This window comes from Trujillonella humicola (genome assembly GCF_046233715.1).
Classification (GTDB): Bacteria; Actinomycetota; Actinomycetes; order Mycobacteriales; family Geodermatophilaceae; genus Trujillonella; species Trujillonella humicola.
Window position 1 is genome coordinate 1 of sequence record NZ_JBJNRJ010000007.1, and the last position, 13,902, is coordinate 13,902.

At 75.1% G+C, this 13,902-nt stretch carries 14 protein-coding genes; 6 read left to right on the forward strand and 8 right to left on the reverse strand.

Features of this window, described 5'->3' with window-relative positions; genetic code table 11:
• Positions 1-126: 126 nt before the first annotated feature.
• Complete coding sequence (locus tag ACK586_RS05615) at positions 127-1,209, forward strand: WD40/YVTN/BNR-like repeat-containing protein (protein ID WP_409329470.1); 1,083 nt, start codon at positions 127-129, stop codon at positions 1,207-1,209.
• Entirely contained in the window at positions 1,206-1,484 is a 279-nt protein-coding gene (locus tag ACK586_RS05620) for a MoaD/ThiS family protein (protein WP_409329471.1), read from the forward strand. The genes ACK586_RS05615 and ACK586_RS05620 overlap by 4 nt, the downstream gene beginning before the upstream one ends.
• 7 nt (positions 1,485-1,491) lie before the next feature.
• On the opposite strand, the gene ACK586_RS05625 is transcribed toward ACK586_RS05620, so the two are convergent.
• Positions 1,492-1,737: a hypothetical protein gene (locus ACK586_RS05625; protein ID WP_409329472.1), complete on the reverse strand. Its 246-nt coding sequence runs from the start codon at positions 1,735-1,737 to the stop codon at positions 1,492-1,494.
• A gap of 209 nt (positions 1,738-1,946) precedes the next feature.
• On the opposite strand from ACK586_RS05625, the gene ACK586_RS05630 reads away from it, so the two are divergent.
• Complete coding sequence (locus ACK586_RS05630) at positions 1,947-2,333, forward strand: hypothetical protein (RefSeq protein WP_409329473.1); 387 nt, start codon at positions 1,947-1,949, stop codon at positions 2,331-2,333.
• A 37-nt stretch (positions 2,334-2,370) separates the two neighbouring features.
• On the opposite strand, the gene ACK586_RS05635 is transcribed toward ACK586_RS05630, so the two are convergent.
• The 6 genes from ACK586_RS05635 to ACK586_RS05660 all read right to left on the reverse strand — a co-directional run bounded on the left by ACK586_RS05635 (position 2,371) and on the right by ACK586_RS05660 (position 9,735).
• A complete protein-coding gene (locus ACK586_RS05635; RefSeq protein WP_409329474.1) occupies positions 2,371-3,993 on the reverse strand; it encodes a peptide chain release factor 3 in 1,623 nt (540 codons plus the stop codon).
• Between the two features lie 155 nt (positions 3,994-4,148).
• Positions 4,149-5,528, reverse strand: a complete 1,380-nt coding sequence (locus ACK586_RS05640; RefSeq protein WP_409329475.1) for a glucose-6-phosphate dehydrogenase — start codon at positions 5,526-5,528, stop codon at positions 4,149-4,151.
• The gene (locus ACK586_RS05645) at positions 5,525-7,378 is read right to left on the reverse strand and encodes a glycoside hydrolase family 15 protein (RefSeq protein WP_409329476.1); all 1,854 of its coding nucleotides are present in this window, start codon (positions 7,376-7,378) and stop codon (positions 5,525-5,527) included. The genes ACK586_RS05640 and ACK586_RS05645 overlap by 4 nt, the downstream gene beginning before the upstream one ends.
• A gap of 8 nt (positions 7,379-7,386) precedes the next feature.
• Entirely contained in the window at positions 7,387-7,662 is a 276-nt protein-coding gene (locus ACK586_RS05650) for a GlsB/YeaQ/YmgE family stress response membrane protein (protein WP_409329477.1), read from the reverse strand.
• 133 nt (positions 7,663-7,795) lie between these two features.
• On the reverse strand, positions 7,796-9,103 hold the full coding sequence (locus ACK586_RS05655) for an AI-2E family transporter (protein ID WP_409329478.1): 1,308 nt from the start codon (positions 9,101-9,103) through the stop codon (positions 7,796-7,798).
• Between the two features lie 101 nt (positions 9,104-9,204).
• The gene (locus ACK586_RS05660; protein ID WP_409329479.1) at positions 9,205-9,735 is read right to left on the reverse strand and encodes a DUF421 domain-containing protein; all 531 of its coding nucleotides are present in this window, start codon (positions 9,733-9,735) and stop codon (positions 9,205-9,207) included.
• A gap of 207 nt (positions 9,736-9,942) precedes the next feature.
• Between ACK586_RS05660 and ACK586_RS05665 the strand changes: the two genes are divergently transcribed.
• Positions 9,943-11,265, forward strand: coding sequence for a ferredoxin reductase family protein (locus tag ACK586_RS05665; RefSeq protein ID WP_409329480.1), 1,323 nt, complete (start codon positions 9,943-9,945; stop codon positions 11,263-11,265).
• A 150-nt stretch (positions 11,266-11,415) separates the two neighbouring features.
• Here ACK586_RS05665 and ACK586_RS05670 read toward each other — a convergent pair whose 3' ends face one another.
• On the reverse strand, positions 11,416-11,895 hold the full coding sequence (locus tag ACK586_RS05670) for an SRPBCC family protein (protein WP_409329481.1): 480 nt from the start codon (positions 11,893-11,895) through the stop codon (positions 11,416-11,418).
• Between the two features lie 467 nt (positions 11,896-12,362).
• Between ACK586_RS05670 and ACK586_RS05675 the strand changes: the two genes are divergently transcribed.
• Both ACK586_RS05675 and ACK586_RS05680 read left to right on the forward strand, forming a co-directional pair.
• A complete protein-coding gene (locus ACK586_RS05675; protein ID WP_409329482.1) occupies positions 12,363-12,542 on the forward strand; it encodes a hypothetical protein in 180 nt (59 codons plus the stop codon).
• A complete protein-coding gene (locus ACK586_RS05680) occupies positions 12,539-13,876 on the forward strand; it encodes a cytochrome P450 (RefSeq protein WP_409329483.1) in 1,338 nt (445 codons plus the stop codon). The genes ACK586_RS05675 and ACK586_RS05680 overlap by 4 nt, the downstream gene beginning before the upstream one ends.
• Positions 13,877-13,902 lie beyond the last annotated feature (26 nt).

Genomic DNA, 13,902 nt, shown 5'->3' on the forward strand with positions numbered 1-13,902 from the left:
CCCCCCCCCCCCCCCCCCCCCCCCCCCCCCCCCCCCCCCCCCCCCCCCCCCCCCCCCCCCCCCCCCCCCCCCCCCCCCCCCCCCCCCCCCCCCCCGCGGCCGCGCCCCCTGACCCGGGGAGGCGCCATGACCGACCTGCTCGCCATCGGCACGCGCAAGGGGCTGTGGCTCGCGCGCAGCGAGGACGACCGCCGCAGCTGGACCCTCGACGGCCCGCACCTGCTGGCCCAGGAGGTGGCCGCGGTCTCGATCGACACCCGCGGTCCGGTGCCCCGCGTGCTGGCCGGCATCCAGTACGGCCACTGGGGGCCCACCGTGATGCGCTCGGACGACCTCGGCCGCAGCTGGCAGGAGACCGGGGACGGCGCCATCCGCTTCCCGGAGGACACGGGCGCCGCGCTGGCCCGGGTGTGGCAGCTGCGCCCGGACTCCGCCGACCGGCCCGGGGTCGTGTGGGCCGGCTGCGAGCCGCACTCGCTGTGGCGCAGCGAGGACGGCGGCGGCAGCTTCGAGCTGGTCCGCGGTCTGTGGGAGCACCCGCACCGGCCCACCTGGGAACCCGGGGGCGGCGGGGGAGCCGTGCACACCGTGCTGCCCGACCCCTCCTCGGACCGCGTGCTGGTCGCGATGAGCACCGGCGGGGTGTACCTCAGCGAGGACGGCGGCGGCTCGTGGGAACCGCGCAACAAGGGCATCAGCGCGGTCTTCCTGCCCGACGAGCTGCCCGAGTACGGGCAGTGCGTGCACAAGGTGGCCGTCGACGCCGGCCGCCCCGACCGGATGTACGCCCAGAACCACTTCGGCGTCTTCGCCACCGACGACGCCGGGGTCTCCTGGCGGTCGATCGCCGGTGGGCTGCCGGCAGACTTCGGCTTCCCGATCGCCGCCTCCCCGCACGCCTCGGGAACGGCGTGGGTGGTCCCGCTGGTCGCCGACGTGGAGCGGCTGCCGCCCGGCGGGCGGCTGCGGGTGCACCGCACCCGGGACGGCGGCGGGACCTGGACCGAGCTGGGGGAGGGGCTGCCCGACGCCAGCTGGGCGGCGGTCATGCGCGACGCGATGTGCGTGGACGACGGCGACCCGACCGGTGTCTACGTGGGCACCCGCGACGGCTGCGTCTACGCCTCGGCCGACGAGGGGGACTCCTTCCGGCCGGTCGCCGTCCACCTGCCCGACGTCCTGACGGTGAAGGCGGCGAGGCTGCCGTGACGGCGGAGGTGGTGCTCCCCGGCGTCCTCGCCGACCTGGCCGGCGGGGCCAAGCACCTCACGGTCGACGGGGGCGGCTCGCTCGCCGACCTGCTCGACGGGCTGGCCGCGCGGCATCCGCTGCTGGCCCGCCGCATCCGCGACGAGACCGGGGCGGTGCGCCGCTTCGTCAACCTCTACGTCGACGGGGACGACGTCCGCTTCGGCCAGGGGTTGGCCACCCCCGTCCCGGACGGCGCGGTCGTGCAGGTGCTCCCGTCCGTCGCGGGCGGCTGACCGGGGTCTACAGGGTGGCGAGCTCCGCGCACTCCGGGCACAGCTGCTCGTCGGCGTAGCCCTCCGGTGGCCACGGCGTCTGCTCGTCGACCGCGACGTAGGCGCCGCACAGCGACTTGCGGCTGCGGCCGTGCACCTTGCCGATGGTGGCGTGCAGGGGACCGATCCGGCGGGGCTGGAGGCCGTCGGGGGTCCCGACCGCACCGACCATGACCACCGCGTGCGCGGTGCCGTAGGCGTAGGCCGTCGTCATGGCCGCCAGGGTCCGAGCCCGCCGGGGGACGGGCCAGCACCCGGGGGGGCGTGTCCGTTCCACCCGTCCCACCCGTCCCAGCCGGCACGCAGCGGCGTGCGCCGCCCGGGGAGGCCGGCCGCGCATGGCAGCTCTCCCCACCGTTTCCGGCGACTTTCGGCAGGTCAGCGTCCCGAACGCGCCGGGCCAGGCCGCCTAGCGTCGTCGGCATGCAGACCCGAGTCGACGTCCGCCCCGTCCTCGAGGCCCTCGCGGCCGACGACCAGCCGGTGACGATGTTCGCGCTGCTGGCGCGGCTGAACCCGCGGCCGGCCCACGGTGACGCCGCGGCCTGGCGGCAGCGTCAGGTCGAGCTGCTGGAGTGCTTCACCCGCGCCCACGAGGCCGGCCACCTCGACTCGCTGCCGCGCGAGCCGGGCCAGGTGACCGAGACCTTCGCGCTCACCGCGCGAGGGCGCGACCTGCTCACCACCGACGTGACCCGGCCGTTCTCGCGCATCGCCGGCGACCGCCCCACGGACACGCCGCCGCCGGCAGTGGAGCGCTCCGGCGGTCGCTGGGTGGTGCGGGGCCGCACCAGCGTCCGGATCGGCTGACGCCCCCCAGTCGCGGAGGTGGGTGGGCGGAGGTGGGTCAGCTCAGCTGGGCGGCGACGAGCGGCTCGAGGGTCACCCCGGGCTTGTCGCGGAGCACACCCATCACCCACTTGGTGGTGAACAGGGCGAGCAGCTCGCCGTCGGCACGCCGCATGACCTCCGTGCCACTGGAGGCGGTGATGATCGGCACCGAGGCCTCGTCGGTGCGCATGGCCAGGGAGTACGGCAGCGGCTCGAGGCTGATGCGGGCGCCGAACTCGTGCTCCATGCGGTGGGCGGCCACCTCGAACTGCATGGGGCCGACGACGGCGAACACCGGGGCGCCGTCCCCGCGGCGCTCGGAGGTCAGCACCTGCACCACGCCCTCGCCGGCGAGGGTCTCGATGCCCTTGCGGAACTGCTTGTACCGGCTGGTGTCGGCTACCCGCGCGACCGAGAAGTGCTCGGGCGCGAAGGTGGTGACGGGGGGATAGCGCACCGGCCGCTCGACGAACAGGGTGTCGCCGACACCGAGCGCCGCGGCGTTGACCAGGCCGACGACGTCCCCGGGGAACGCCGTCTCGATGGTCTCCCGGTCGCGGCCGAACACCTGCTGGGCGTACTTGGTGGCGAACGGCCGGCCGGTGGCGGCGTTGGTGACCACCATGCCGCGCTCGAACACCCCGGAGCAGACCCGGATGTAGGCCAGCCGGTCGCGGTGACCGGTGTCCATCCCGGCCTGCACCTTGAACACGAAGGCGCTGAACGGCGCGTCGAGCGGGTGTGCCCGGCCGTCGGCGTCGGGCCGGGGCGCGGGCGGCGGCGCCAGGTCCACGAGGACGTCGAGCAGCTGGCCGACGCCGAAGTTGGAGACGGCGGAGGCGAACAGCACCGGTGTCGTGACGCCGGAGAGGAACAGCTCCTGGTCGTGCTCGGCGCCGGTCTCGGCGAGCAGCTCGGACTCCTCGACGGCCTGCGTCCAGGCGTCGCCCTCGCGAGCGGCCGCGGCCTCGGCGGGGACCACCTCCTCCGGGGCGATCGTGGCGCCGCCCGCGGTCCGGGTGAAGTGCCGGTAGGTGCCGTCGCGGCGGTCGAGCACGCCGCGGAAGTCGCCGGCGATGCCCACCGGCCAGGTCAGCGGCGTGGGTGTGAGGCCGGTGCGCTCGGTGATCTCGTCCATCAGCGCGAGGGCGTCGAGGCCGGGCCGGTCCCACTTGTTGACCACCGTGATGATCGGGATGCCGCGGTGCTTGCAGACCGCGAACAGCTTCATGGTCTGGGTCTCCAGGCCCTTGGCCGCGTCGACCAGCATCACCGCGGCGTCGACCGCCGTGAGCACCCGGTAGGTGTCCTCGGAGAAGTCGGCGTGACCCGGGGTGTCCAGCAGGTTCACCACGGCGTCCCGGTAGGAGAACTGCAGGGCCGCGGAGGTGATGGAGATGCCGCGGTCGCGCTCCATCTCCATCCAGTCGCTGACCGTGCCGCGGCGGCCGGCCTTTCCGTGCACGGCGCCGGCCTGCCCGATCACGCGGGCGTGCAACGCCAGGGCCTCGGTCAGCGTGGACTTGCCCGCGTCGGGGTGGCTGATGACGGCGAAGGTCCGCCGCCGGGCCGCCTCGGCGGCCACGTCCACCCGGAAGGCCCCTGACGGGCCGGCGGCGGTCGGGGCGGCGGTGCTCACGAGTGGCTCTCCCTGGGGGTGCGGATCGTCCGGGGGCGGGTCCGACGCGGACAGGCGAGAGGCCCCGGCCGGTTCCGACCGGGGCCTCTCGTCGCCTGCGGGCGGGTCCCGGCGCCGCGGACGTGGCCGGACCCGTGGCCCGGCGACTCCTCAGGTTACCGGCTGCCGGCCTGCACCCCGGTCCGGTCCCCGGGCCCGTCCGAACCCGCCGGGTACTCCAGCAGGGGGACCTCGCCGGCTGCCCAGGCCGCCAGCACCGGCTCGACGATCCGCCAGCCCTCCTCGGCCTCGACGTCGCTGATGGACAGCGTGGTGTCCCCGTCCAGGAGCTCCCGCAGCAGGAGCCCGTAGGCAGGCAGGTCGTGCGGCGCCAGCCGCGCGCCGAGCACCTCCCGCTCGAGGTCGAACGGGTCGCCCGCGCCGTTGAGGTTGAGCTCCAGCGCGATGGCGTCCGGGGACAGCGTCAGGCGCAGCACGTCCGGCTCGGGTTCGGCGTCCAGGAACGGCAGGTGCGGGACCGGCCGGAACCGGACGACGATCTCCTGCCGGTCGGCGCCCAGGGCCTTGCCGGTGCGCAGGTGGAACGGCACGCCCGCCCACCGCCAGTTGTCCACGGTCACGGTGAGCTCGGCGAAGGTCTCGGTCTGCCGGGCCGGGTCGACGCCGTCCTCGGCGGCGTAGTCGGGCAGCTCGCGGCCGCCGGCGCGTCCCGCGGTGTACCGGCCGCGGACGCTGCCGGTCCGGGGGTCGGCCGGCCGGACTGCGCGCAGCACGTCGGCCTTGCGGGCGGGCAGGGAGGTCGCGTCCAGGGCCAGCGGGGGCTCCATCGCCACGATCGCGAGGAGCTGCAGCAGGTGGTTCTGCACCATGTCGCGCAGGGCCCCGGCCGAGTCGTAGTAGCCGGCCCGGCCCTCCAGCCCGAGCGTCTCGTCGGCGACGATCTCCACCCGCTCGATGTGCGCGGCGTTCCAGATCGGCTCGAAGACCCGGTTGGCGAAGCGCAGGCCGAGGACGTTGAGCACCGTCTGCTTGGCCAGGAAGTGGTCGACCCGGAAGACCGCCTCCTCGGGCAGCAGCCCGTGCAGCAGCTCGTTGAGCGCCCGGGCCTCGGTCAGGTCGGCGCCGAACGGCTTCTCCACGACCAGCCGCGCGCCCTCGGGCAGCCCGATGTCGGTCAGCGCGGTCACGACCGGGTGGAACAGGGTGTGCGGCAGGGCCAGGTAGACCACGGGCTCGGTGTCCACGCCGGCGAGCGCCGCGCGCAGGTCGGCCGGGTCGGTGACGTCGGCCCGGGCGTAGTGCAGCCGGTCGAGGAGCCGTCGGTGCGCGTCGTCCGGCAGGTCGCCGGCGTGCGCGGCCAGCCGGTCGCGGGCCCAGTCGCGGTAGGCGTCGTCGTCCCAGTCCTCGCGCGCCACCGCGAGCAGTCCGGTGCCGTCGGGGAGGGCGCCGGTTTCGTACAGGCGGGCGAGCGAGGGGAGGAGGAGCCGGCCGGTGAGGTCTCCCGTGCCGCCCAGGACGACGAACGAGCGGGTCATCCCGCGCCCCGCCCGCCGGCCTCGGCGCGCGCCAGCTTGACCCCGCTGGCGATCAGGCCGAGGTGGCTGAACGCCTGCGGGAAGTTGCCGAGGAACGCGCCGCTGCCCGGGTCGATCTCCTCCGACAGCAGCCCGAGCCGGTTGGTCCGGCCGCACAGGGAGTCGAACAGCTCGTGGGCCTCGTCCAGCCGCCCCTGGCCGGTCAGGTTGTCGGTCAGCCAGAAGCTGCACAGCACGAAGGCCCCCTCGCCGCCGGGCAGCCCGTCGTCGGACTCCTCGTGCAGGTAGCGGTAGAGCAGCCCGTCGCCGGCGTCCAGGTGCCGGCGGACCGCCTCGGTCGTGGACACCATCCGCGGGTCGTCGAAGGGCACCAGGCCGCGCAGCGGCAGGGTGAGCAGGGCGGCGTCCAGCCCGCCGCGACCGGTGCCGTCGTCGGCGGCGAGCTGCTCGGTGAACGACTGCCGGTCGGGGTCCCACGCCCGGTCGAGCACGGCGGTGCGGATCCGGTCGAGCTCCGTGCGCCACCGGTCGCGCGGGTGGTCCAGGCGCCGGGCCTCGGCGATCCGCAGCGCGCGCTCGACCGCCACGGCGCACATGGCCACGGAGTAGGTGAAGGGCCGGCCCGCGCTGCGGACCTCCCAGATGCCGTGGTCGGGGGTCGACCAGTTCTCGATCGCGCCCTCGGTGAGGTCGCACAGGACCCGCCAGAGGTGCTCGTCCACCCGCCCGCCGCCGTCGACCCATCCCCAGGCGACGTCGAGCAGCTCGCCGTAGACGTCGTGCTGGGTCTGCCCGGCGGCGCCGTTGCCCCAGCGCACCGGCGCGGAGCCCCGGTACCCCGAGAGGGCGGCGTCCTCGGTCTCGGGCGGGGGCTGCCCGCCGTCGAGGGCGTACATCAGGTGCGGCTGCCCGTCGCGCTCGACGTTGGTCAGCGTCCACGCGAGGAACGCCCGCGACTCGGCCGGCATGCCGACCTGGCGCAGGGCGTAGGTGGAGAACGCGGCGTCGCGCACCCAGGTGAAGCGGTAGTCCCAGTTCCGCACGCCGCCGATCTCCTCGGGCAGCGAGGACGTCGCCGCGGCCATGATCGCCCCGCTGGGCACGTGGTCGAGGAGTTTCAGGGCCATCGCGGAGCGGAGCACCAGACCGCGGTGGGGGCCCTCGTACCGGAGCTTCCCCGCCCAGGCCCGCCAGGCCTGGGCCGTCTGGTGCACGACTGCGCCGGGATCGACGCGGTCCAGCAACCGGGTGGTGCCCGACCAGTGCAGCGAGACGGTCAGGCGCTCTCCGGCGCGCAACGGGACGGTCGCGCCGATCGACCCGTCCGGGGCGACGTCGAGGTCGTGCGAGCACCACAGCACGAGCACGAGGTCGGGGCGGGTGGGCCAGTGGATCCGCCAGGCCCCGCTCTCCCGGGTGACGCGCACGTCGTCGCGGGGGGCGAGCCGCACGTGCAGGTCCGCGCTGCCCGAGACCACCCGCGCCACCCGCAGCAGCTCGCTGCGACCGGCCGGGACCAGCTCCTCGAGGTCGGCCCCCGAGCGCAGCGCCAGGCAGTCGGTGAGCTCGACGACGCCGTCCGGCCCGGCGAGCTGGGTGATCAGCACGTTGCTCTCGTCGAGGTAGCGCTGGTCACCGCCGCGCAGGCCGCGGGGCGCCATGGTGAAGGAGCCCCCGCGCCGGGGGTCGAGGAGGCCGGCCAGGAACGGCGGGCTGTCGAACTCGGGCAGGCACAGCCACGGGATCGACCCGTCCCGGGCGACCAGCGCGCAGGTGGCGCCGTCCCCGATGAGCCCGTGGTCCTCGATGGGCAGATGACCGTCGACGGGCTCCAGCGGGTCCGGCGCCACCGCGGTGCTCAGAGGGCCCGGCTGCTGCTGCGCCGGCCCGTGACGGCGACGTAGATGCCGAGCACGATGATCGCGCCGATCGTCGAGCCGATGAAGCCGGCCGTCCCGATCTCGAAGCCGTTCCCGCTGATGACGTTGCCCAGCAGGTTGCCGACCAGCGAGCCGATGATCCCCAGCACGATCGTGCCGAGGATGCTCAGGTCCTGCTTGCCGGGGATGACGGCCCGGGCGATGAGCCCGGCCACCAGTCCGATGACGATCAGGACGATGATGTTCCAGATCATGAGGGGCTCCTCGTGTGTCCTCAGGCCCCCGCTCTGGGGGCGACGGGAACGCTGTGCCCCGATGCCGCGATCTTGAACATGACGAATCGGTGACGATCCTCCTCGGGCCCGCGACGCGAGGTCGCGATGGGCCTCAGCCGTCCGGCGGCCGGTGCCGGTCGGAGGCCGGCCGTGTTCCGCCGGTGGCTCGGGTGGCACCCCGACCGGTGTCGCCGGTGGACGCGGCGGCGTCGTCCCGGTGCCCGTCGTCCCGGTGTCCGTCGACCTGAGGTCCGTCGTCCCGGTGTCCCTCGTCCTGGTGCCCGTCCTCCTCGCCGGTCGGGTCGGCCCAGGCGGGCTCGTCGTCGTCGGGGTCGGATCCCGGCCCTGCTGCCGGCCGGCGACCGCGGACGTAGTCGACGACCCGGCCGAAGCACGCCGCCACCGGCACGGCCAGGAACGCGCCGAGGATGCCGAAGGTGACGGCCCCGGCCGTGACGGCCAGGATGATCGCGAAGGGGTGCAGCCGCAGGACCGGGCTGATGATCAGCGGCTCCAGCAGGTTGCCCTCGGCCTGCTGCACGAGCACGACCAGTCCGAGCACCAGCAGCGCGGTACCCAGTCCCTGGTCGGCGAGGGCCACGAGGACGGCCAGGAGGCCGGACGCGAAGGCTCCCACGATGGGGAAGAAGCCGCCGAAGAAGACCAGCAGCGCCAGCGGGAACGCCAGGGGGACGCCGAGCAGCACGAGCCCGATCCCGATCGCGACCGCGTCGACGAGCGCGACGAGCACCTGCGCCCGGAAGTAGGCACCCACCGTCCACCAGAGCTGGCCGGACACCTGCCGCACGTGCCGCCGGGCGGTCCGCGGGAGCAGGCTGGTCACGCCGGCCCAGATGCGGTCCCCGTCGCGCAGGTAGAAGAACAGCGCCACGAGGAAGATCAGCAGCGCGGTGCCGAAGTCGACCACCCGCTGCAGCAGGTCGAGCCCCTGCCCCACCACCCCGGTCGCGCCTCCGTCGAAGGAGTCGACGGCCTGCTGGACGGCGGCGCTCAGCCCGCCCTCGCCGATGTCGAACGGCAGGGGGACGGGGGAGTCGGCGAGGAACTCCTCGAGGTCGGCGAAGGCGTCCTCGATGCTCTCGGCCAGGGCCGGCAGCTGGTCGAGGAACTGCGGCACGACGAACCACAGGGCCAGGCCGATGACGCCGGCCGTGGCCAGGATGAGGGCCAGCGAGGCGACCGCGCCCGGGGCCCCTTTGCGCTTGAGCCAGGTCGACGCCGGCGACAGCACCGCCGCGGGGAACGCCGCGACCACCAGCGCGGCCGCCAGGATGCTCACCTGCCGCAGCAGCAGGAAGAGCAGCACGAGGACGCCGGCGACGCCCAGCGCCGCCCAGGCCCGCCGTCCGGTCCGCATCAGCAGGGCGTCGTTCGATCCGGTCTCTCGTGGTGCGCCCATGGCCCGGTCAGTGCCCGCTGCGGACGCCGGCGACGCGTCGGGGACGGCCTCGGATGCTCGTCATCTCCCGGTGGGCGTGCGTCCGGCCCGCCCGTGCGGGGTCACGACGGGTCGGCGGTGAAGGGGCGGACGGACGCGCCGTCGCCCATCGCGTCCTTCTCGATGACCGCGAACGTGCCGTCGGCCTGCAGGATCACCGCCGCGACGTCGTCCAGCGAGCCCAGGCCGTTCTCCCGCGCCGCCGAGTGCAGGTCCGACTCGACCATCCGGTGCCGGCGCAGGGCCCGCTGCACCGGCTCCCCGTCGTGGAACAGCAGGGTGGGGCCGGGGTCCAGCAACCGGTTCACCGCCGACCAGCGGGCTCGGGCCACGGCGAAGACCCACTGCAGGAGGACCAGCAGCGTGAAGGTCACGAGGGCCTCGGCGAGGGAGACCTCGGTGGCGGTGAGCACCCGGCCGAAGGCCGAACCGAGCGTCACCGTGATGACGAAGTCGAACGGCGTCATCTTCGACATGGTGCGGGGACCGCTGCCGCGCAGCAGCAGCGCCAGCCAGGTGTAGCCCAGGGTGCCGATCAGCAGGATGCGCAGGATCGGATCCCAGGAGTCCCAGAGGAACTGGGTCTCGTCCACGGGGAACCTCCGTCCACTCGGGCGCCGCGGACGGGCGGCGCCGGCACACCCACCTCAGCCCGGGAGCCCGGTCCCCGCCAGCCGGGACGGCGGCGGACCGTCCGGCGTCCGTCCCGATCGTCGTCCCCTTCCCCGGGACGGACGCATCCGGGGCCCGACGCAGATCCGGCGGTTCGGGCACCGCGGTGCGCCGGGTAGTGAGAGGACGTGCGCGCCGTCACCGGGCTGTTCTGGCTCGGCCTCTACCTGGCCGTGGCCGTCGTACCGCTGGTCTTCGCGCTGCTGGGCCCGGCCCCCCGCGGCCGCGACTTCTGGACGGACTTCTCCGTCGGCCTCGGCTTCGTCGGCCTGGCGATGCTCGGGCTGCAGTTCGCCGTCGTCGCGCGCAGCCGTGCCGTCGCCGCCCCGTACGGCATCGACGTCGTCATCCAGTTCCACCGGCAGATCAGCTGGGTGGCGACGGCCTTCGTCCTGGCCCACCCGGCCATCCTGGTGGCGACCGATCCGGCGACGGCGGCACTGCTGAACCCGGTGGGCGCGCCGTGGCGGGCCCGCGCCGGCGTGCTGGCGGTGGTCGCGCTGCTGGCGCTGATCGCGCTGACCGTCTGGAAGAAGCGGCTGGGCCTGCGCTACGAGTGGTGGCGCCTGACCCACGGTGTGCTGGCCACCGTGGTCGTCGTCGCGGCGCTCGCGCACATCTACCTGGTCGGCCACTACGTCGACACCCTGTGGAAGCAGGGCCTGTGGGCGGCGACGTCGCTGGCCTTCGTCGGCCTCCTGGTGTGGACCCGGGTCGTCCGCCCGTTCCGCGTGCTGCGCCGGCCCTGGGTGGTCGACGACGTCGTGCCGGAGGGCAACGACGTCACCACCGTGAGGTTGCGTCCCGACGGACACGACGGGTTGCGCTTCCGTGCCGGCCAGTTCGCCTGGCTCACCCTCGGCGGCACGCCGTACCAGCTGGAGGAGCACCCCTACTCCTTCTCGTCGAGTGCCGACAGCCCCGACGGCTCGGTCGCCTTCACCGTCAAGGCGGTCGGGGACGGCAGCGGCGAGGTGGCGCGCACGGAGGTCGGCGCGCGGGCCTACGTGGACGGTCCCTACGGCGTCTTCACCACCGAGCGGCACGAGGGACCGCACGTCGTCCTGGTCGCCGGCGGCATCGGGATCACACCGGTCATGAGCATCCTGCGGACGCTCGCCGACCGGGGAGACCGGCGCCCCGTCCTCCTCGTCTACGCCAACCCGTCGGCGGACGAGGTGATCTTCCGCGACGAGCTCCAGGAACTGCAGCAGCGGCTCGACCTGACCGTGGTCCACGTGCTCGACGACCCGCCCGAGGGGTGGACCGGCGAGACGGGGCTGGTCGACGCCGATCTCCTGCGGCGGCACCTGCCGCCGCACACCAGCCGGGGGCACGTCTTCGTGTGCGGCCCCGACCCGATGATGGATGCGGTGCACGAGGCGCTGGTGGGCCCCCTCGGCGTGCCCTCCGAGCGCGTCGTCATGGAGCGCTTCGCGTTCGTCGACTGACAGGAGTCCGCCCGTGCGTCACGTCCTGGCCACCCGCGTCGCGATCGTCCTCGGGCTGCTGCTCGTCGCGGCGACCGTCCTGTTCGCCCTCGCGGCGTAGGTGACCGTGAGCCGCCGGCACGGCGCCGGCGGCTCACCGGCGGTCGCGGATCAGGGACGGGCAGCGCCCGGGCCGCTGGAGCTCTCGGCAGCCCGCCCCCGGGCCAGCCGGGCGAGACGGTGCAGGGCCCACCGGTTGCGCAGCTGCAGCCCCCAGGTGATGAGGGGGTTGTGGACCTGGTCGACCGGGCCGTCGACGGGCCGCTCCTCCATGGTGACGACGGTGCCGACGTCGATCGGCGTCAGGCGCAGGCGGACGACGACGACCCCGACCGGGCGCAGCTTCGCCTCCAGCTCGAGCAGGGTGTCCGGCTCCGCGGCGCGGACGACGGTCACATCCCTGATCACCGTCACCCCGAGGGCGCCCAGCTCGTGGTGCAGGGTGGCGCCCACGGACGGCCAGTTCCCCTCCGTCCGGCGCAGCCGGCGCGCGCCGATCACCCACAGCGGGTACGTGGCGGGGTCCTGGAGCACGGCGAAGACATCGTGCGGAGCGGCCTCGATGACCGCGTGGGTCACTGCCCAGGACATGCTCGTCTCCCTGTCGTCTCCGGTCCGTGCACGAGGTCGGGCTGCCCGGGGCGGTCGGTCGGTGCTGACATCCCGCCCATCGTCGTCGCGGTCCCGGCCGGGCACCACCGGGCATCCGGGCAACGATCCCGGCGCGGTCCTGCCCGGGCCGGGCAGCTCCTCGGCCGCCGGGCACGCCGTCGTGCGCGGCGCTACGGTCGTCCCAGGTCGAGAGCCCGGCCTGACGCGCACGTCCGCGGGACACGGCGGGTCCGTCGGCCCGGTGCCGGCACGAGAGATGCCCGTGGACGACCGACCCTCGCTCGAGTCGCTGCAGCACCGGCACCACATGGCGGTGCGGGCTCCCGTCGGCGCCCGCACGGTGCCGGGGTCCGGCAGCGGAGGGCACCGGCGTCGTCCCGGAACGGCCGGGTGCTCCCCGCCCCCGGGTGGCAGGACACGGGACGACGTCGGAGAGAGGAGTTCCCGTGTTGTGGATCGTGCTGATCCTGCTGCTGGCCCTGGCCGGCGGCTTCCTGGGGGCGCTGCTGGAGTTCGCGCTCTGGGCGGTCCTCCTCGTGGTGGTGGGGATCCTGGCGGCCGGAGTGCTCGCCTGGCGCGCGGTCACGGCCCGCACCGGTGCGGGCGGCGGGAGGAGGCGCCCGTGACGGCCCGGGAGACGACGCTCGTCCCGGCGACCGGCGTCCTCGACGGGGCCCGGACGCTGGCCACGGTGCTCCTGCCCGTGGCTGTGCGCGGCGCGATCGTGCGCCGCCCGCGGGCCGTCGCGCTGGCCGAACGGATGGATGCCGACACCCGGGCGGTGCGGTGGATGCAGCGGCTGCGCGACCGCTACGGCCCCGGGCCGGTGCGCATCCGCGTGCCCGGGCGGCAGCTCACCGTCGTCCTCTCGCCCGACCACGTGCACCGCGTGCTGGCGGAGACGCCCCGGCCGTTCAGCGCCGCCACGCGGGAGAAGCGCGCCGCGCTGGCGCACTTCCAGCCCGAGGGCCTGCTCATCTCGGCGCCGGAGGAACGGGCGCACCGGCGGCCGTTCAACGAGGCTGTGCTGGACGCCGGCGCGCCGCTGCACCGGCTGGCCGGCCCGATGAGCCGGGCGGCGCGCGAGGAGGCCGGGGCGCTGCTGGCCGAGGCGGACCGGACCGGGGCGCTCACCTGGGACGCCTACGCGGCGGCGTGGTGGCGCACGGTCCGCCGCGTCGTCCTCGGCGACGCGGCGCGCGACGACGAGGCGGTCACCGACGACCTGCTCCACCTGCGCCGCCGGGCGAACTACAGCTTCCTCGCCCCGTCCGCGCCGCGGGTCCGGCGTCGCTTCCTGCGCCGGCTGGCCGGCTACGTGGAGGCGGCGGAACCGGGCAGCCTCGCCGCGCTGGTGGCCGGCACGCCCGCCCATCCGAACACCGTGCCGCACCAGCAGATCCCCCAGTGGCTGTTCGCCTTCGACGCGATGAGCTGGGCGTCGGCCCGGGCACTGGCCCTGCTGGCGGCCCACCCGGACGCCGCGGACCGTGCCCGGGCCGAGCTGCCCGGTGCGCCGGACCTGCCGTTCCTGCGGGCCACCCTGCTGGAGTCGCTGCGGCTGTGGCCGACCACCCCGGCCATCCTGCGCGACACCACGGAGGAGACCTCGTGGGAGGCGGGGGTGCTGCCGGCCGGGGCCTCGGTGCTCGTCTTCGCCCCCTTCTTCCACCGGGACGAGACCCGGTTGCCCGAGGCCCACCGGTTCACCCCCGGGCTGTGGGAGCGCGAGCGCACCGCCGACGACTGGCCGCTGGTGCCCTTCAGCGCCGGTCCCGGCATGTGCCCGGGCCGCAACACGGTCCTGCTCACCGCCAGCGTGTTCCTCGCCGCCCTCGTCGAGGACACCGACTGGCGGCCGGCCGGCGACGCCCTCGACCCGGACCGGCCGATGCCCGGCACCCTGTCGCCGTTCCGGCTGCGCTTCGAGCCGCGGCGCACGCCCGGGAGCTCGGGGTAGGCCGGCCGGACCCGCCGACCGGTGCC

What these genes read in the sequence shown, in the direction of transcription:
- ACK586_RS05625 (WP_409329472.1), bottom strand. Translation starts at nt 1,737, where the DNA reads ATGACGACGGCCTACGCCTACGGCACCGCGCACGCGGTGGTCATGGTC.
- ACK586_RS05640 (WP_409329475.1), bottom strand. Translation starts at nt 5,528, where the DNA reads ATGACCCGCTCGTTCGTCGTCCTGGGCGGCACGGGAGACCTCACCGGC.
- ACK586_RS05630 (WP_409329473.1), top strand. Translation starts at nt 1,947, where the DNA reads ATGCAGACCCGAGTCGACGTCCGCCCCGTCCTCGAGGCCCTCGCGGCC.
- ACK586_RS05670 (WP_409329481.1), bottom strand. Translation starts at nt 11,895, where the DNA reads ATGTCCTGGGCAGTGACCCACGCGGTCATCGAGGCCGCTCCGCACGAT.
- ACK586_RS05650 (WP_409329477.1), bottom strand. Translation starts at nt 7,662, where the DNA reads ATGATCTGGAACATCATCGTCCTGATCGTCATCGGACTGGTGGCCGGG.
- ACK586_RS05655 (WP_409329478.1), bottom strand. Translation starts at nt 9,103, where the DNA reads ATGGGCGCACCACGAGAGACCGGATCGAACGACGCCCTGCTGATGCGG.
- ACK586_RS05615 (WP_409329470.1), top strand. Translation starts at nt 127, where the DNA reads ATGACCGACCTGCTCGCCATCGGCACGCGCAAGGGGCTGTGGCTCGCG.